Below are 16,658 nucleotides of genomic sequence, written 5' to 3' on the forward strand. Positions count from 1 at the left end.
GCGAATCAAATGAAGACCAAGATCACAGAACTTCTCGGTATTGAATATCCGATTGTGCAGGGCGCGATGGCGTGGATCGCGGAGCACCACCTCGCGGCGGCGGTGTCCAAGGCGGGCGGCCTGGGCATCATCGCGGGCGGCGCGGCGCCGGTGGATTATATCCGCGATGAGATCCATAAGGCGCGCGCGATTACGGATAAGCCGCTGGGCATGAATATCATGCTGCTCTCCCCGAACGCAGACGACCTCGCCCAGCTCGCCATCGACGAGAAGATCGAGGTGCTGACCACGGGCGCGGGCAATCCGGGCAAATATATGGAAGGCTGGAAGAGCGCGGGCATCAAGGTGATGCCGGTCGTCGCGTCGGTCGCGCTGGCCAAGCGCATGGCGCGCGCGGGCGCGGACGCGGTTATCGCGGAAGGCATGGAGGGCGGCGGCCACATCGGCGAGCTGACGACCATGCCGCTTGTGCCGCAGGTAGTGGACGCGGTGGATGTGCCGGTTATCGCGGCGGGCGGTATCGCGGACGGCCGCGGCATGGCCGCGGCGCTCCTGCTGGGCGCGGAGGGCGTGCAGTGCGGCACGGTGTTCCTCGCGTCCGACGAGTGCTATATTTCGGATAAGTACAAGGAGCTTGTGCTCAAGGCGAGCGATATTTCCACGGTTGTTACCGGACGTCCGTCCGGCCATCCGGTGCGCTCGCTCAAAACGCCGATGGCGCGCAAGTGCCTGGAACTGGAGAAGATCGGCACCGAGCAGTCGCTGGAGGAGCTGGAGGCTGCGACCGCGGGTTCTCTGCGCAAGGCGGTGCAGGATGGGAACTATGAGGAAGGCACGTTTATGTCCGGCCAGATCGCGGGTATGCTCACCGAGCTGCGCCCGTGCGCGGATATCCTGCGCGGCATGACTGAGGGAGCGGAGCAGCTGCTCCGCTCCGCATATCAGCGTTTTGAATAAGGAGAGCGGGAACATGGGTGTTGCAATTGTAACTGGCGGCTCGCGCGGCATCGGCGCGGCCATTTCGGAAAAGCTGGCAAAGGACGGCTATGATGTTGTGATCAACTGTGCCTCCTCGGTGGAGAAGGCGGAGGGCGTCGCGGAGAAGTGCCGCGCGCACGGCGTCAAGGCGGTCGTAAAGCAGTGGGATGTCGCGGATTACGCGGCGTGCGAGGCGGCGGTCAAGCAGATCAAGGAGGAGCTGGGCGTGCCAGCGGTGCTGGTCAATAACGCGGGCATCACGCGCGACGGGCTGCTCGTCCGCATGAAGCCCGACCAGTTTGACGCGGTCGTTTCGACCAACCTGAAGGGGACTTTCAACATGACCCAGATCGTCGGCGCGATGATGCTGCGCGCCAAGGCGGGCAGCATTGTCAGCCTGTCGAGCGTGGTCGGTATTTCGGGCAATGCGGGGCAGGCGAATTACGCGGCTTCCAAGGCGGGCGTGATCGGCCTGACCAAATCCGCGGCCAAGGAGTTGGGGGCGCGCGGCGTGCGCGTCAACGCGGTGGCGCCGGGCTTTATCGAAAGCGATATGACCGACGTGCTGCCGGAGGATGTGAAGAAAGGCATGCTGGCGCAGATCGCCATGAAGCGCTGCGGCCGTCCGGAGGAGATCGCGGATATCGTTTCGTTCCTTGCGTCGGACGCGGCCTCGTATATCACCGGACAGGTCATCGTTGCGGACGGCGGCATGCTTTGACCTGCCGCACGGAAGCAGAAGGGCGGGACACGCGCAGGCGGCACGTCCCGGGAAAACGAGGAAGAAGGAGATGCTTTGATGGAACGGGTAGTTATCACTGGTATGGGTGCGGTCACGCCGGTCGGCAACGACGTCCAGACGTTTTGGGAGTCGCTCAAAGCCGGTAAGTGCGGTGTTGGGCCGATCACCAAGTTCGATGTATCGGAATTTAAGGTAAAGCTGGCCGCCGAGGTCAAGGACTTCGACGTGACGCAGTATGTAGATAAGCGCGAGGCGCGCCGGATGGACGTCAACTGCCACTTTGCGCTGGCGGCGGCGCAGCAGGCGGTCGATCAGGCGGGTCTCAGGGAAGGGAACTTCGATCCCTACCGCACGGGCGTGATTTACGGCTCGGGCGTGGGCGGCCTGCAGATCGCCGAGCAGGAGATCCCCAAGCTGAACGAAAAGGGGCCGGGGCGCGTGTCACCGCTGTGCATTCCGGAGATGATCGCCAACATGGCGGCGGCGTATATCTCCATGCGGTTCGGCTTCAAGGGCGAGAATTTCTGTCCGGTTTCCGCCTGCGCGACGGGCAACCATGCGATCGGCGAGGCTATGCGCGCCATCCGGCATGGCTATCAGGACGTCGTGGTCTGCGGCGGCACCGAGAACGGCATCATCCCGATCTCGATGGCCGGCTTCCAGAACATGAAGGCTGTGCATATGGGCGAGGATCCGGCGTGCGCCTCGATTCCGTTCGACGCCCGCCGGTCGGGCTTTGTGATGGGCGAGGGCGCGGGCTGCCTGGTGCTTGAGAGCCTGACGCATGCCCAGGCGCGCGGCGCGACGATCCTTGCGGAGATCGCGGGCTACGGCGCGACCGGAGACGCCTACCACATCACCAGCCCCTCTCCGGACGGAGAGGCCGCTTCGCGCGCCATCCTGGGCGCGATCACGGATGCAGGCCTGACCCCTGCGGATGTGGACTATATCAACGCGCACGGCACGTCCACCCCGCTGAATGAAAAGTATGAAACCATCGCCATCAAAAAGGCGTTTGGGGACGAGGCGTACAAGGTCAAGGTGTCGTCCACCAAGTCGATGACCGGCCACCTGCTGGGCGGCGCGGCCGCGGTTGAGGCGATCGCGTGCGTCATGGCGATCCGCGACGGTGTGGTGCCGCCGACCATCGGCTATCAGGAGGCGGATCCGGACTGCGATCTGGATATCACCCCGAATCGGGCGGTTGAAATGCCCGTGAACGTGGCGATTTCCAATTCGCTGGGCTTTGGCGGCCATAACGCCTGCATCCTGATTAAGAAGGTGTAAATATGGATATTAAGGAACTGAAAGACGTTGCCATCGAGCTGATGGATGCGCTCAAGGCCAAGGGCCTGGGCGAGGTAGAGATCGAGCTGGACGACGTGAAGCTGAAGATCAAATCCGCGCCTCCCGCGCCGGTTGTGGCGGCTCCCGCGGCGCCGGTGGTGGCAGCGCCGGCGGCTGCCCCCGCTGCCGCGTCGGAGGACGAGGCGCCCGCCGCGGCTGCAGCCGAGGACCTGCCCGAGGGTACGCCGGTCAAGAGTCCGCTGGTGGGAACGTTCTATTCCTCCCCGTCTCCGGACGCGCCGCCGTTCGTGCTGGTCGGCCAGAAGGTCAAGGAGGGCGACACGCTGTTCATCGTGGAAGCGATGAAGACCATGAACGAGATCAAGTCCCCGTGCGACGGAACGGTCGTGCGCATTCTGGCGCAGCCGGGCGATATGGTCGAGTATAACCAGACCATCGTTGTGATCGAATAAGGGAAACGGCAGCCGGTCCGCCGCGGGACGCGGCAGGAAAGGGCTTGCGTTTTCACAGGAGAGGGATTATAATATGCTGAACAAAGAACAGATCATGGAGATCCTTCCGCACCGCCCGCCCATGCTGCTGGTGGACGAGATCCTCGAAATGGACGAGGAGCACGCGGTAGGCACGCTGCACCTGACGGGCGACGAGTTTTTCTTCCAGGGCCACTTCCCGGGCAACCCGATCATGCCCGCCGTGTTCCGGCTGGAGGCGCTGGCGCAGGTCGGCGGCGTGGCGCTGCTGTCCATTCCGGAATTCAAGGGGAAGACCGCGGTGTATACCGGTATTGATAAGGCGAAATTCCGCGCCATGGCCAAGCCGGGCGATACGCTCCGGCTGGAGGTGCGGTTTGTCAAGCGTCGCGGCCCGATGGCGGTCGCCGAGGGCGTAGCCTGGGTCGGCGACCAGAAAGCCGCCGAGGCGGAAATCAAGTGCATGGTCATCATGGACTAAGGCAGGGGAAACAATGTTTCAAAAGGTACTCATCGCGAACCGCGGCGAGATCGCGGTCCGCATCATACAGGCTTGCCGCGACCTGGGCATTATTTCGGTCGCGGTATATTCCGAGGCCGACCGCGAGGCACTGCACGCGCAGATCGCGGATGAAGCGGTGTGCATCGGGCCGGCGCGCGCCTCGGAAAGCTATCTGAATATGGAGAACATCATCTCCGCGGCGCTGGCCTCGGGGTGCCAGGCGATCCATCCGGGCTTCGGCTTCCTGTCGGAAAATCCGGATTTCGCCGAGCTTACCACCCAGGCCGGACTGGCGTTCATCGGGCCGACCTCGGCCACCATCCGTCTGATGGGCGATAAATCCGAGGCCAAGCGCAACGCCATCGCGGCGGGCGTGCCGGTCGCGCTCGGCACGGACGGGCCGCTGCGCGATTTCGACGAGGCGATCAGCGAGGCCGAGCGCATTGGGTATCCGGTTATGCTCAAGGCCGCGTCGGGCGGCGGCGGCAAGGGGATCCGCGTGGCGCACAGCGTTCGGGAGCTGAAGGACGCCTACGACAGCGCGGCGGCGGAAGCGGTCGCCAATTTCGGCGACGGGCGCCTGTATATGGAAAAGTACATCCAAAATCCGCGCCATATCGAGGTGCAGATCATCGGGGACAATTTCGGCAACGTGGTACACCTGTTCGAGCGCGAATGCTCGGTGCAGCGCCGCCATCAGAAGCTGATCGAGGAAAGCCCGTCCGCGTTCGTCACACCCGAACTGCGCGAAAGGATGACCAGGGCCGCGGTCGATCTGGCCAAGCGCGTGGGCTACCGCAACGCGGGTACGATCGAATTTCTGGTGGATAGTGACCGCAACTTTTATTTCTGCGAAATGAATACCCGCATCCAGGTAGAGCATCCTGTTACCGAACAGGTGACCGGTGTGGACCTGGTGTGCGAGCAAATTCGGGTCGCGGCGGGCCGGCCGCTCTCGTTCGCGCAGGAGGATTTGACGCTGCGTGGCCACGCGATCGAGTGCCGCATCAACGCCGAGGACCCTGCCCGCAATTTCGCGCCCTGCCCGGGGACGCTGGTGTCCATGCACCTGCCGGGCGGACCGGGCGTGCGCATGGATACGGCGGCCTATCAGGGCTATCAGATACCGCCGTTTTATGATTCCATGATCGGCAAGCTGATCGTTTACGGCGCGGACCGGAAGCAGGCGATCGCGCGCATGCGCCGCGCGCTGGCCGAGACGCTGTTCGAGGGCGTCGTGACCGGTACGGATTACCAGATGCACATTCTGCGCTCCAAGGCCTTCGAGGAAGCGCAGTTCAACGTCAATTCGATCGCCAACGGCGATTTTGACCACTAATAAGGGGGGAACGGTATGGGACTGATCGACCTTTTCCAGAAAACGCGCGAAACCTCCATGGAGATGAAGCCGCAGGAGGAGGAAGGCGTCAAGGTAGTCAAATGCAAGGGCTGCGGCGCGGAGATCAAGGCATATGCTTACGGGAAAAACCTGTACGTCTGCCCGCACTGCGGCCGGTACGGCCGCCTGCTGGCGCGCACCCGCATCCGGCAGGTCGCGGATAAGGACAGCTTTACCGAGCTGTACGGCGACCTGGCGCCCGCGGACCCGATCGATTTTCCAGGCTATGCGGACAAGGCCGCGGAGCTGGCCGAAAAGGTCGGCATGCTGGACGCGGTCAAAACCGGCGTGTGCCGCATTGGCGGCGTGGAAACCTGCATCGGCGTGATGGACAGCCACTTCATGATGGCGTCTATGGGTTCGGTTGTGGGCGAAAAGCTGACCCGCCTGTTTGAATACGCGACCGAAAAAGGGCTGCCCGTGGTGGTTTTCACCTGTTCGGGCGGCGCGCGTATGCAGGAAGGGATGTATTCGCTCCTGCAGATGGCCAAGGTGTCCGCCGCGGCGCGGCGGCACTCGGATGCAGGGCTGCTGTATATCACCGTGCTTACCGACCCGACGACTGGCGGCGTGACCGCCTCGTTCGCGATGCTGGGCGACATCATCCTCGCCGAGCCGCGCACAACCATCGGCTTTGCGGGGCGGCGCGTGATCGAGGGAACCATCGGCGAGACGCTGCCGGAGGATTTTCAGTCCTCGGAGTTCTTGCTTTCGCATGGCTTCTGTGATAAAATAGTTCCGCGCAATCAACTGAGGGGAACTTTGGAGAACCTGCTCAAGCTCCACTGTGCGCCCAAGGGGAAGAAACGGCAGGTGTGGCGCCATGAAGAATAACAGGCCGGCAAGCGAAAAAATGCGCATCATACACGATACCAAGCGGCCTATGTTGAGCGACTATATCGAGACGCTGTTCGATGATTTCATCGAACTGCACGGCGACCGCTATTTCGCGGACGACCACGCGATCATGGCGGGCATCGGCTGGTTGAACGGCACGCCGGTAACCGTGATCGGCCACCGCAAGGGCCGCACGATTGAGCAGAATATGGACGCGAACTTCGGCATGGCCAATCCGGAGGGCTATCGCAAGGCGCTGCGCCTTGCGCACCAGGCGGAAAAGTTCCGCCGCCCAGTCATCAATTTTGTGGATACCTCGGGCGCATACCCGGGCGTGGGCGCGGAGGAGCGCGGGCAGGGCGAGGCGATCGCCCGCTGCCTTTATGAGTTTATCGAGCTGAAGACGCCGGTGATTTCAATTGTCACGGGCGAGGGCGGCTCGGGCGGCGCGCTGGCGCTGGCTGTGGCCGACCGCGTGCTGATGCTGGAAAACGCGATCTATTCGGTCGTTTCGCCGCGCGGCTGCGCGTCTATCCTGTGGAAAGACCCTACGCGCGAGGGAGAGGCCGCGGACGCGCTGCGCATCACCGCGCAGGACCTGTACGAATTCGGCATGATCGAGGGCATCATACCGGAGGGGCAGTCGGGCTCACAACTGATCCGCAACGTGGGCCGCGCGCTGCGCGACACGCTCGCGGAACTGGCGGCCGAGCCGGATATGGATACGATGCTGCAAAAACGGTATGAAAAATTCCGTAAGATCGGAGTTTTCAGACAAATAAAACAAGAAGAAATCGAAGGAGTGTAGACCCATGTTTGAAAAGATCTGCGAGCTGCTGGCTGACAAGTTTGACGCTGATGCTTCTACCATGACCATGGACACCAAAATCAAGGAGGACCTGAACGCGGACTCCCTCGACGTTGTCGAGCTGATGATGGACTTGGAGGAGAACTTTGGCATTACCATTTCCGATGAGGAAGCGACCCAGATGAGCACCATCGGCGATATCGTCAAGTATATTGAGGAGCATCAGGACTGATTTTGCCAAAGCGGAAAAAGGCTTCGGAACCCTATGGTTCCGAAGCCTTTTTTTGCTCTGCCGGACGCTGCCGGCTTTACCTGTTTTTTGTTGCAACAGGGGATGGTATCTGTTATAGTGAAAGAAAAGGGAGGAGATCGGGATGGAAGAGAATTTAGAGGGAATCCAGCGGCCGGTTTACCGGAACCTGCGGATCATCTGGCAGGTGCAGGTGATTGGCTTTGTGTTTTCGTTTTTTGATAACATTCTGGTCACGGTGGCCGGCATTGTTTTGCTTATCGTGCGGATTGTGCAGGTGCGCGCGCTGGCCGACGTATCGGATGGGATGGCGCGCGCATACCGTGTGCTGATCACCGGACTGGCGCTGACGGTTGGGTGTTCGTTGCTCGGGCTGCTGGCGTTCGGCTCGATACTGAGCGTTATCTTTGCGCTGGCCGCGCTGGCAGGGGCAATTGTACTGCTCGTTGCAGATTATTATTTTTTTTTCGGACTGGACGACTTGGCTGCCTTGCGCGGCTATGCTTATCCGCAGGGTCGTATCAAGCGGTGTTTCTGGCTGTCGCTGATTGGCGGGGTGGTCGTCGGAATCACAGAACAGTTGGGGGCGGCTTGGTTTGCAGAAGCATGCAATATTGTGATAACGGTTATCACGCTGGTGCTGCTCTGGCAGTACCTTGAGGCGGTCAAACAGGCCGAGCAGAACGCATAGCAAAAAGAGGACGGAAATTTTTCCGTCCTCTTTGCTTGTCCATCCGTCCTCAGCCTCTGACCGCGATGACTTCCACCTCGACCTTTGCGCCGAGCGGCAGCGCCGCGACCTGCACGCAGGAGCGCGCGGGCGGATTTTCGGGGAAATACTTGGCATACACGCCGTTGAACGCCGCGAAATCATTGATGTCGGACAGGAAGCAGGTGGTCTTGACCACACGGTCGAACGCCACGCCGCCCTGGGCGAGTACATAATGCAGGTTTTTCATGACCTGTTCGGTCTGCTCCTCGATGGTAGCGGCCTCGATCTTGCCGGTCTTAGGGTCGATCGGCACTTGGCCGGAGGTGAAGATCAGGTTGCCCGTGACAACGGCCTGGGAATACGGGCCGACCGCCTTGGGCGCGAAATCGGAATGAAGAACTTCTTTAATTGCCATGGTGGAAAAACTCCTTTATTGAAATGGTTTTGGTTGAACAGGATTATTTTTTGCCGCCCTTTACCTTTTTCAGGCGCTCGGTGTTGGACAGGATCTTTTTGCGGACGCGCACGCTCTTGGGCGTGATCTCGAGCAGCTCGTCGTCCGAAATGAATTCCAGCGCCGCTTCGATCGACATCTGGCGCGGCGGGATCAAGCGCAGCGCGTCGTCCGAGCCGGAGGCGCGCATGTTGGTGAGCTGCTTTTTCTTGCACACGTTGACCGCCATATCGTCTCCGCGCGGGTTCTCTCCAATGACCATGCCCTCGTACACCTGTGTGCCTGGGCCGATGAACAGCGGGCCGCGCTCCTGCGCGTTGAACAGGCCGTAGCCGACCGCCTCGCCGGTTTCAAACGCGATCAGCGAACCGGTGGTGCGCTTGGAGATATCGCCCTTATACGGCTGGTAGCTGTGGAACACCGAGGACAGCACGCCCTCACCCTTGGTATCGGTCAAAAATTCGGTGCGGTAACCGAACAGGCCGCGCGCTGGAATGAGGAATTCGAGACGCATGCGGTCCGCGCCCTTGGGGTTCATGGAGACCAGCTCTCCCTTGCGGTTCCCCATCTTTTCCATGATCGCGCCCACCGCGTCCTGCGGAACATCCGCGATCATGCGCTCGACCGGCTCGCAGGTTTTACCGTCGATCTCGCGGAACAGCGCTTTGGGCGCGCCGACCTGGAACTCGTACCCCTCGCGGCGCAGGTTCTCGATCAGGATGGACAGGTGCATCTCCCCGCGGCCGCACACGCGGAAGGAGTCCGTGGTGTCGGTCTCGTTGACGCGCAGGGACACGTCCTTCAAAAGCTCGCGGAACAGGCGCTCGCGCAGATGGCGGGAGGTGACGAACTTGCCCTCGCGTCCGGCAAACGGGGAATCGTTGACCGAGAAAGTCATCTCGACCGTCGGCTCGGAGATCTTGACGAACGGCAGCGGCTCGACCGTGTTCGGGTTGCACAGCGTTTCGCCGATGGTGACGTTTTCAATGCCTGAGAAGCACACGATTTCGCCGGCGGTGGCCTCGTCCACCGGCTTGCGCTCCAGTTCCTCGATGGTGTAAAGCGTGACCACCTTGGCATTGTACGGCTGGGTCGTGCCGTGGTAGTCGCACACCGTGACCTGCTGGCCCACCTTCATCGAGCCGCGCTCGATACGGCCAATGCCGATGCGGCCTACATAGTCGTTGTAGTCGATCGAGGAAACCAGCATCTGCGTCGGGCCGTCGGTATCCACCTGCGGGGCTGGAATGTGCTCCAGAATCTGTTCGAAGAGCGGGGTCAGGTCGGTCCCCTCGGCGTTCGGGGACATGGAGGCCGTACCCGCGCGGCCCGAACAGTAGACGATCGGGCTGTCGAGCTGCTCGTCGGTCGCGTCGAGGTTCAAAAGCAGCTCGAGTACCTCGTCGCCGATCTCGTTCAGGCGCGCGTCCGGACGGTCGATCTTGTTGACCGCAATGATGATCTTGTGGCCGAATTCCAGCGCCTTCTGCAAAACAAAGCGGGTCTGGGGCATGGGGCCTTCGGCTGCGTCCACCAGCAGGACGACGCCGTCCACCATCTTGAGGATGCGTTCGACCTCGCCGGAGAAATCGGCGTGGCCCGGTGTGTCAACGATGTTGATTTTGACGCCTTTATAGTGTACCGAGGTGTTTTTTGCAAGGATGGTGATGCCGCGCTCGCGCTCGATATCGCCCGAGTCCATCACGCGCTCCTCGACCACCTGGTTCTCGCGGAACGCGCCCGCCTGCTTGAGCATCTGGTCGACCAGCGTGGTCTTGCCGTGGTCGACGTGCGCGATGATGGCGATGTTGCGCAAATCGTTTCGGATCATGTATATTCCTCCATCAGCGGAAAATTTTCGTGCAGATATTATTATACTGTTTTTTTAGTGGTTTTTCCACTTGTTTTATCATCAAAAATAGTGCGATATAAAGGTATAAAACTGTCAATATTTGCGATTTCCGCACGGTTACGCAACGCTTGCGGCGGGGAACGGGAAGACGCGCCGGCCCTGCGTCCGCGCTTGCGGCTGGGATTGTAGTATGGACGGAAAAAACGCGCCCTATGCCGCGGCGGCACCCGCCTCGCCGGACGGAGCGAAAAAAATTAAAAAAATTTGGATAAAAGCTTGACTTTGCGGCAAAACCTATTGTATAATACTTTCTGTCAGTTTGACTGGCAAGCATTGATAGCCGAATTGTGTAAAGGTAGCACGACAGACTCTGACTCTGTTTGTGAGGGTTCGAATCCTTCTTCGGCTGCCACTGAAAAAGCAGCTTTCCTTTGCGGAAAGCTGCTTTTTTTCTGATTCAGACACAGGCTTGCGCGCGGGTCGTGCCGCCCTTTCCATTAATATACCAGGTGATCGGGGTCAAGTCCGGACCATCCGCAGCCGGTCAGGGCGTCCAACGTCCGCATATCTGCTTCGTCAAGCGAAAAATCAAAAAGCCGTGCGTTTTCCGCAATGCGGGCGGGCGTGACGCTTTTGGGAAGCGGGATCACGTCATGCTGCAGCGCCCAGCGCAGACAGAGCTGCGCGACCGAGCGGCCGTATTTTTCCGACATGGCCTGGATTTCTGGCACCTGGAATATGCGGCCCGAGCCAAGCGGGCTCCAGCCCTCGACGGCCATGCCGTGCGTGCGGCAGAACGATACGGTTTCCTGCTGCGCCATGCCGGGATGGAACTCGATCTGGTCAACCATGGGCTTGACCGTACAGGAGCGCAGGATGTTTTCGATATGCCTGGGCCGGAAGTTTGACAGGCCGATCGCGCGGACCTTGCCGGCCTGATACAACGCCTCAAACGCGCGCCAGGTTTCAAGGTTGACCTCCTGCCAGTTGTCAAAGTATTTGGGGTCGTGCGGCCAGTGGATCAGGTAAAGATCCACATAATCCGTTCCCAGCGCGCAGAGAGAGCGGTCGCATGCGGCGAGCGTGGAACGGTAGCCCTGATCGGGATTCCACAGCTTTGTGGTGAGGAAAAGCGCGCCGCGCGGGATGCCGGAGGCGGCGACGGCCTCGCCCACGGCCTGTTCATTGTGGTAGGCGGTTGCGGTGTCGATATGCCGGTATCCCGCGGCGAGCGCAGCGGCAACCGAAGCGGCCGCCTGACTGGCGGGCGTTTTCCATGTGCCGAAGCCGACACAGGGGATGGCGGTGCCGTTTGCAAGCGGGATGCGGTCCTGGATATGGTTCATGGCGCTGGCTCCTTTTTCACATCTTTTCCTCAGTATAGCATAAACCGCGCCGCGCGGCAACAAAAGGCGCCGCTACGCCTGTTTAAGCGCGTCGCGCAGCTTCTCCAGCGCCCGCTTTTCGATGCGGGATACATAGCTTCGGGAGATCCCGAGCTGCTTGGCGATCTCCCGCTGGGGCAGCGGGGCGGGCAGTCCCAGACCGTAACGCAGGCGGATGATCTCACGCTCTCGCGGGGAGAGACTGTGAGCGAGCGCTTGGTGCATGGCGTCATACCGGTCGTGGTCGTCAACCGCGGAAAGCCCGTCGTCCTCACAGCAGATTACGTCCTGCAGCGCGAGCGCGTTGCCGTCCCCGTCGGTGTCCAGCGCGTCCGAGAGCGACAGCTCGCCCGCGGATTTCCGCTTTTGGCGGAAGTGCATGAGCAGCTCGTTTTGGATACATTTGGAGGCATAGGTGGCCAGCTTGATGTTTTTATCCGGCTTGAAGGTGTTGACTGCCTTGATCAGCCCGATGGTGCCGATCGAGATTAAGTCGTCCTGTTCGGCGCTGGCGGCATAATATTTTTTGACGATATGCGCGACCAGCCGTAGGTTGTGCTCGATCAGCAGCGCGCGGGCCTTTTCATCCCCCTCCTCCTGCATCCGGCGCAGTAGCCGGCTCTCTTCTTCCGGCGTGAGCGGCTTGGGGAAGGAACCGTCTGCGCCCTGCACGCGCAGGACGAAGAAAAAGAATGCGCCGCCGAGCGCGAGCAGGGCGGGAAACAGCATAGGGCATGCACCTCGTTTCGGTTGGAATACCGCTACCCTATGCGCGCCGCAGGATGTCCTATGCCTGAGAAAATAGGGCTTGTATTTTGGCAAAATATCCAGTATAATATTAATACTAACGGCAAAATGCACGAGGAGGTGTAACAAATGCCAGGTGGACAGGAATACCTGAATGCAATCATGAGCTTTGCTCCGCTGGTCATTATCATCGTTCTGTTCTATTTCCTGCTGATCCGTCCGCAGCGCAAGCGCGACAAGGCGGAACGCGAGATGCGCAACTCGATTGCGGTGGGCGATGAGATTTCTACGATCGGCGGCTTCATTGGCCGTGTCGTCAACATCAAGGACGACGTGCTGATCATCGAGTCGTCGAACGACCGCACCAAGCTCAAGATTTACCGCTGGGCGATCCGCGGCAAGGAGGCCGAGCCGACCGAAACGGTCGAAGCCCCCAAGGATGCCAATAAGGACGCTAAGTAATATCCTTGATTCTTGCCGAATATGCTAAACTATCATATGTTCGGCGGGAGGATGCGTAAGCTATGAGAAAAACCAATGAGGGCCGGTCGCCGGCCGGCATTTTGTTGCCGTCCGCAGCGGCTGGCTTGTTGACAACCCTGTTTCTGATGCTGGTGGGAGCGGTTTTTGTCCAGCGCGGGACGCTGGAAGAAGGGCTGATCGCTCCGGTTGCCCTGGCCTTTCTGGCGCTTGGCTGTCTGGCAGCGGCGTTTATTTCCGCAAAGCGCGCCTCCGGCGGCAGATTCTTCTGGGCGCTCGGCGCGGGGATGTTGGTTTTTCTGATCCTGCTGGCCACAGGAGCCGCGCTGCTCGACCAGCCGGCACATATCGTACGTATTGCGATCAGCCTGCTCTGCGCGCTGGCCGCTTCGGCGCTCGGCGGCTTGGCGGGCGCCAGTATGCGCAAGAAAAAGCGTTACAGTCATTTGAAAAAGTAGGAGGGAATTATCATGAAGCATGTATCCACGCTGACCTCTGCCACCCTGAAGCAGACCGCGGCCCACGGCGGCTGCGGCGAATGCCAGACTTCCTGCCAGTCCGCCTGCAAGACCTCTTGCACGGTGGCCAACCAGAAGTGTGAACACGCGAAGTAACCGCGGGTTCCATGAAGTCAATCGCAAGGCGTGCCGGTCAAGGCGCGCCTTGTTTGCTGTATTATCGGAGGAAATAATAAAATGATCCATCGTTATGTGAAAAACGGGCTGCACTTCGTGCTGGATGTCAACTCCGGCGCGGTGCATGTGCTGGACGAGCTGTGCTATGCCGTGTCCGGTCTGATCGATGCCGATATGGCGGAAGCATGCCCGCAGGCGATCGTGGACGCATTGCCGCAGTATCCGGCGGAAGAGGTGCGCGAGGCCTATGGCGAGCTGTACGAGCTGAAGCGGGCTGGCCTGCTGTTTGCGGAGGACGACTATATCGATGTCAGCCGCTACATACCGGTCGGCGCGCCGGTCAAGGCGCTTTGCCTGCATGTCGCGCATGACTGCAACCTCAGGTGCAAATACTGCTTTGCATCCACTGGCGATTTCGGCCAGGGGCGCAAGATTATGCCGCCGGAGATTGCGAAAAAGGCGATCGATTTTGTGATCGCGCGTTCGGGAAAGCGGCATAATATCGAGGTGGACTTCTTCGGCGGCGAGCCGCTGATGGCGTGGGATACGGTTGTCCAGACGGTCGATTATGCCCGCAGTCTGGAGGAAAAGCATGGCAAAAAGTTCCGCTTTACCATCACCACCAACGGTTTGCTGCTTGATGCGGACAAGCAGGCGTATATCAACGAGAATATGGATAACGTCGTGCTCTCACTCGACGGGCGCCCGTCGGTCAACGATGAGTTCCGCAAGACCGTGTCCGGCGCGGGCAGCTATGACGTGATTGTACCTAAGTTCAAGGCGCTGGTCGATGCCCGTGATCCGGAAAAGGACTATTATGCGCGGGGTACGTTCACCTCGCACAACCTGGACTTTGCCGAGGACGTCGTCCATATTGCGGACGCGGGCTTCAACCGCCTTTCGGTCGAGCCGGTCACAGCGGACCCGGGCTGCGGCTATGACCTGACCGAGGCCGACCTGCCCCAGATAGAGGCCGAGTACGACCGCCTGACCGAGATCATGCTGGAGCGGAGAAAGGCGGGGAAGCCGTTCTCATTTTTTCACTTCATGGTCGATCTGGACCAGGGACCGTGCGTGGTCAAGCGGCTGCGCGGCTGCGGCGCGGGCTACGAGTATGTCGCGGTCACGCCGGACGGCGACATCTATCCCTGCCACCAGTTTGTCGGCAAGGAGGAATTCAAGCAGGGCAGCGTACTCGACCAGTCGTTCGATATGGACATCGCGGCCCGTTTTGCTGGCATGAATATTTATTCGCGCCCCAAGTGTCAGAAATGCTGGGCAAAGTTCTACTGCTCGGGCGGATGCTCGGCGGCAAATTACAATATGAACCACGATATGAACGATTCCTACGATCTGGGCTGCGAAATGGAGCGCAAACGCCTGGAATGTGCAATCTACTTGAAAGCAATGGATAAAATGTGCAATAATTGAGCACAGTGCCGATTAAGGTGAAGTTTTTGTAAAATTCGTTGCAGATGTGGTATATTGTGCCGTATAATGAATACTGTATTTTTCAGTGCTTCGTAAAGGAGATGATGGTATGCCGCATAATATCCGTGTAGCTGTAATCGGTGAGGATGAATATGTGCCGCGCCTAGTCCGCGCGATTCTGGACCGGCAGATCATCCCCGCCGGCAATATGTTCCTGTCCGAGCAGGACAAGGCGGCGGTCGAAGCGGCCGCGGGGCGCGGTGTGCAGCTCTGCGAAAGCAGCGCCGCGGCCGTGGTCAACAGCGAGATCGTGCTGGTCTGCGCATCCAGGCGTGAGATGGGGACCGAGCTTGCGCCGATTTCCCAGTGTACCCGCGGGCGGACGCTGGTCACCATCTGCGACAGCGGCGCAGTGGATATCGCGTTCGTCAAGGAGCGCGTGGTCTTTGGGACGGAGATCATCGCCGCTACCATCCACCGCGGCGAGGACGGCGGCCTGTATGCGACCTATGCGATCGACGACGGAGTGCGGCTGTTCCTGCACCAGCCCTGCCGCGATATGGTGGACGCGCTCTGCCGCTGAAGCGGGTTCTAAAAATTCCGAACCGAGAATATGTTGTTTCATGACCTTCCGTGAGGGGGAGACGTATGAAGAAACAGCATATTCTCGGTTTTTTTGATTCCCTGGTGCGCACGCCGGCGTTCCTGTTCCTGTGCGCCATGTTTTTGTGCGGCGCGCTGGCGGGCGGACTCACCGGCCTGCATGCCAGCGAGGGAGACAGTGCGGTCGAGCTGACCGCCATGCTTGCAGCGCTGCCGGGGCAGGCGGTGAAAAGCGTGCTGTGCGCGGTGCTATGGGTGGCGCTGCCGCTAGTATGCGTGCTGCTGCGTCCGGCGGCGTTTTTCCTGTCCGGACTGGCAGCGGCGCGCGGCTTTGTGCTTGCGCTGACCGTAGCGGTCGGCGTCGGGCGGGAGGAAAGCCTGCTGCTTTCGCTGTGCGCGGCCGGCATACCCGCTGTGCTCAGCGTTTCCGCCCTGCTGGCGGCCTGCGCGATGGTGTGGCAGAGCGGGGAAACGACGGGGCGGTATTCGCTGCGTACCTGCCGCACACCGTATGCGCTCTGTATCCTGCTGGCCGTCTGCGGCGCGCTGCTCCGCGTGGGCTTTGCCGCGCTGTGGAGCCTGTGACGCGTGGCGGGACCGGATATTTCCCGACGCGGGCTTGCCCGCGCTTTCCCTTTTATAGTACAATGGGAAAAGGAGGGATAAGGATATGAACAAGGTAAAAATCACGGTGCTGAAAACCACGCTGGATGAAGAGCTCGCGCGGGAGTATGGGGCCGAGGGGCTGAAGGCCTGCCCGATGCTCCGCGAGGGACAGGTGTTCTACGCTGATTACGCCAAGCCGGACGGGCTGTGCGACGAGGCGTGGAAAGCCATCTACCAGTATGTATTCGCGCTGGCACACGGCGCGGGAAAGGAAACGTTTTATTATGGCGACTGGATCCGCAAGCCGGGCGTAGCGATCTGTAGCTGCAACGATGGGCTGCGGCCTGTCATCTTCAAGCTGGAGGCGACGGAGGAGCGGTCGGAAATCGATTATACCCCCTGCCGGTAAAAAGGCTGCCGCGTGGGAAGCGTAAAAAACAGGCCGCGCCGCGGCCTGTT

The 16,658-nt window shown here is 60.4% G+C and carries 21 protein-coding genes and 1 tRNA gene; 18 read left to right on the forward strand and 4 right to left on the reverse strand.

The features are described 5' to 3' along the window. The first annotated feature begins 9 nt into the window (after positions 1-9). The 10 genes from fabK (at position 10) to H8S45_RS09035 (ending at position 7,985) form a co-directional block, all read left to right on the forward strand. Positions 10-957: an enoyl-[acyl-carrier-protein] reductase FabK gene (fabK, locus tag H8S45_RS08990; RefSeq protein WP_186949959.1), complete on the forward strand. Its 948-nt coding sequence runs from the start codon at positions 10-12 to the stop codon at positions 955-957. A 13-nt stretch (positions 958-970) separates the two neighbouring features. Next, positions 971-1,699, forward strand: coding sequence for a 3-oxoacyl-[acyl-carrier-protein] reductase (gene fabG / locus H8S45_RS08995; RefSeq protein WP_107631022.1), 729 nt, complete (start codon positions 971-973; stop codon positions 1,697-1,699). A 75-nt stretch (positions 1,700-1,774) separates the two neighbouring features. Further along, positions 1,775-3,007: a beta-ketoacyl-ACP synthase II gene (gene fabF, locus H8S45_RS09000; RefSeq protein WP_207724480.1), complete on the forward strand. Its 1,233-nt coding sequence runs from the start codon at positions 1,775-1,777 to the stop codon at positions 3,005-3,007. Between the two features lie 2 nt (positions 3,008-3,009). Continuing rightward, the gene (accB, locus tag H8S45_RS09005) at positions 3,010-3,480 is read left to right on the forward strand and encodes an acetyl-CoA carboxylase biotin carboxyl carrier protein (RefSeq protein ID WP_186949964.1); all 471 of its coding nucleotides are present in this window, start codon (positions 3,010-3,012) and stop codon (positions 3,478-3,480) included. 73 nt (positions 3,481-3,553) lie between these two features. Beyond that, positions 3,554-3,979, forward strand: coding sequence for a 3-hydroxyacyl-ACP dehydratase FabZ (gene fabZ / locus H8S45_RS09010; protein ID WP_054326691.1), 426 nt, complete (start codon positions 3,554-3,556; stop codon positions 3,977-3,979). A gap of 13 nt (positions 3,980-3,992) precedes the next feature. Continuing rightward, positions 3,993-5,339: an acetyl-CoA carboxylase biotin carboxylase subunit gene (gene accC, locus H8S45_RS09015; protein ID WP_186949966.1), complete on the forward strand. Its 1,347-nt coding sequence runs from the start codon at positions 3,993-3,995 to the stop codon at positions 5,337-5,339. A 15-nt stretch (positions 5,340-5,354) separates the two neighbouring features. Then, positions 5,355-6,233, forward strand: a complete 879-nt coding sequence (gene accD, locus H8S45_RS09020) for an acetyl-CoA carboxylase, carboxyltransferase subunit beta (RefSeq protein WP_054326693.1) — start codon at positions 5,355-5,357, stop codon at positions 6,231-6,233. Next, positions 6,223-7,044 (forward strand): acetyl-CoA carboxylase carboxyltransferase subunit alpha, encoded by an 822-nt coding sequence (locus tag H8S45_RS09025; RefSeq protein ID WP_054326694.1) that lies wholly within the window; start codon positions 6,223-6,225, stop codon positions 7,042-7,044. The genes accD and H8S45_RS09025 overlap by 11 nt, the downstream gene beginning before the upstream one ends. A 4-nt stretch (positions 7,045-7,048) precedes the next feature. Continuing rightward, the gene (acpP, locus tag H8S45_RS09030) at positions 7,049-7,276 is read left to right on the forward strand and encodes an acyl carrier protein (RefSeq protein WP_054326695.1); all 228 of its coding nucleotides are present in this window, start codon (positions 7,049-7,051) and stop codon (positions 7,274-7,276) included. A 142-nt stretch (positions 7,277-7,418) separates the two neighbouring features. Beyond that, the gene (locus H8S45_RS09035) at positions 7,419-7,985 is read left to right on the forward strand and encodes a hypothetical protein (RefSeq protein WP_186949968.1); all 567 of its coding nucleotides are present in this window, start codon (positions 7,419-7,421) and stop codon (positions 7,983-7,985) included. A gap of 49 nt (positions 7,986-8,034) precedes the next feature. On the opposite strand, the gene H8S45_RS09040 is transcribed toward H8S45_RS09035, so the two are convergent. Next, a complete protein-coding gene (locus tag H8S45_RS09040) occupies positions 8,035-8,421 on the reverse strand; it encodes a RidA family protein (RefSeq protein WP_054326698.1) in 387 nt (128 codons plus the stop codon). 43 nt (positions 8,422-8,464) lie between these two features. Beyond that, positions 8,465-10,291, reverse strand: coding sequence for a translational GTPase TypA (gene typA / locus H8S45_RS09045; protein WP_054326699.1), 1,827 nt, complete (start codon positions 10,289-10,291; stop codon positions 8,465-8,467). Positions 10,292-10,650: 359 nt separating this feature from the next. On the opposite strand from typA, the gene H8S45_RS09050 reads away from it, so the two are divergent. Further along, positions 10,651-10,724: transfer RNA gene (locus tag H8S45_RS09050), tRNA-Gln, on the forward strand. Between the two features lie 85 nt (positions 10,725-10,809). On the opposite strand, the gene H8S45_RS09055 is transcribed toward H8S45_RS09050, so the two are convergent. Then, entirely contained in the window at positions 10,810-11,658 is an 849-nt protein-coding gene (locus tag H8S45_RS09055) for an aldo/keto reductase (protein ID WP_107631018.1), read from the reverse strand. Positions 11,659-11,730: 72 nt separating this feature from the next. Beyond that, a complete protein-coding gene (gene sigK / locus H8S45_RS09060) occupies positions 11,731-12,426 on the reverse strand; it encodes an RNA polymerase sporulation sigma factor SigK (protein WP_107631017.1) in 696 nt (231 codons plus the stop codon). 147 nt (positions 12,427-12,573) lie between these two features. Between sigK and yajC the strand changes: the two genes are divergently transcribed. The 7 genes from yajC to H8S45_RS09095 all read left to right on the forward strand — a co-directional run bounded on the left by yajC (position 12,574) and on the right by H8S45_RS09095 (position 16,608). After that, positions 12,574-12,906, forward strand: coding sequence for a preprotein translocase subunit YajC (yajC, locus tag H8S45_RS09065; RefSeq protein ID WP_054326700.1), 333 nt, complete (start codon positions 12,574-12,576; stop codon positions 12,904-12,906). Between the two features lie 62 nt (positions 12,907-12,968). Beyond that, positions 12,969-13,382: a TIGR04086 family membrane protein gene (locus tag H8S45_RS09070; RefSeq protein WP_054326701.1), complete on the forward strand. Its 414-nt coding sequence runs from the start codon at positions 12,969-12,971 to the stop codon at positions 13,380-13,382. Positions 13,383-13,394: 12 nt separating this feature from the next. After that, the gene (gene scfA, locus H8S45_RS09075; protein ID WP_078096990.1) at positions 13,395-13,538 is read left to right on the forward strand and encodes a six-cysteine ranthipeptide SCIFF; all 144 of its coding nucleotides are present in this window, start codon (positions 13,395-13,397) and stop codon (positions 13,536-13,538) included. Positions 13,539-13,619: 81 nt separating this feature from the next. Continuing rightward, positions 13,620-14,990, forward strand: a complete 1,371-nt coding sequence (scfB, locus tag H8S45_RS09080) for a thioether cross-link-forming SCIFF peptide maturase (RefSeq protein ID WP_147574209.1) — start codon at positions 13,620-13,622, stop codon at positions 14,988-14,990. Between the two features lie 109 nt (positions 14,991-15,099). Next, the gene (locus tag H8S45_RS09085) at positions 15,100-15,573 is read left to right on the forward strand and encodes a hypothetical protein (RefSeq protein ID WP_054326702.1); all 474 of its coding nucleotides are present in this window, start codon (positions 15,100-15,102) and stop codon (positions 15,571-15,573) included. A 65-nt stretch (positions 15,574-15,638) separates the two neighbouring features. Then, positions 15,639-16,178, forward strand: coding sequence for a hypothetical protein (locus H8S45_RS09090; protein ID WP_147574210.1), 540 nt, complete (start codon positions 15,639-15,641; stop codon positions 16,176-16,178). Positions 16,179-16,263: 85 nt separating this feature from the next. After that, complete coding sequence (locus H8S45_RS09095; RefSeq protein ID WP_054326704.1) at positions 16,264-16,608, forward strand: TIGR04076 family protein; 345 nt, start codon at positions 16,264-16,266, stop codon at positions 16,606-16,608. Positions 16,609-16,658 lie beyond the last annotated feature (50 nt).

Origin of the sequence: Agathobaculum faecis (assembly GCF_014287995.1) — a bacterium.
In the GTDB taxonomy this organism is placed as follows: Bacteria; Bacillota; Clostridia; order Oscillospirales; family Butyricicoccaceae; genus Agathobaculum; species Agathobaculum ammoniilyticum.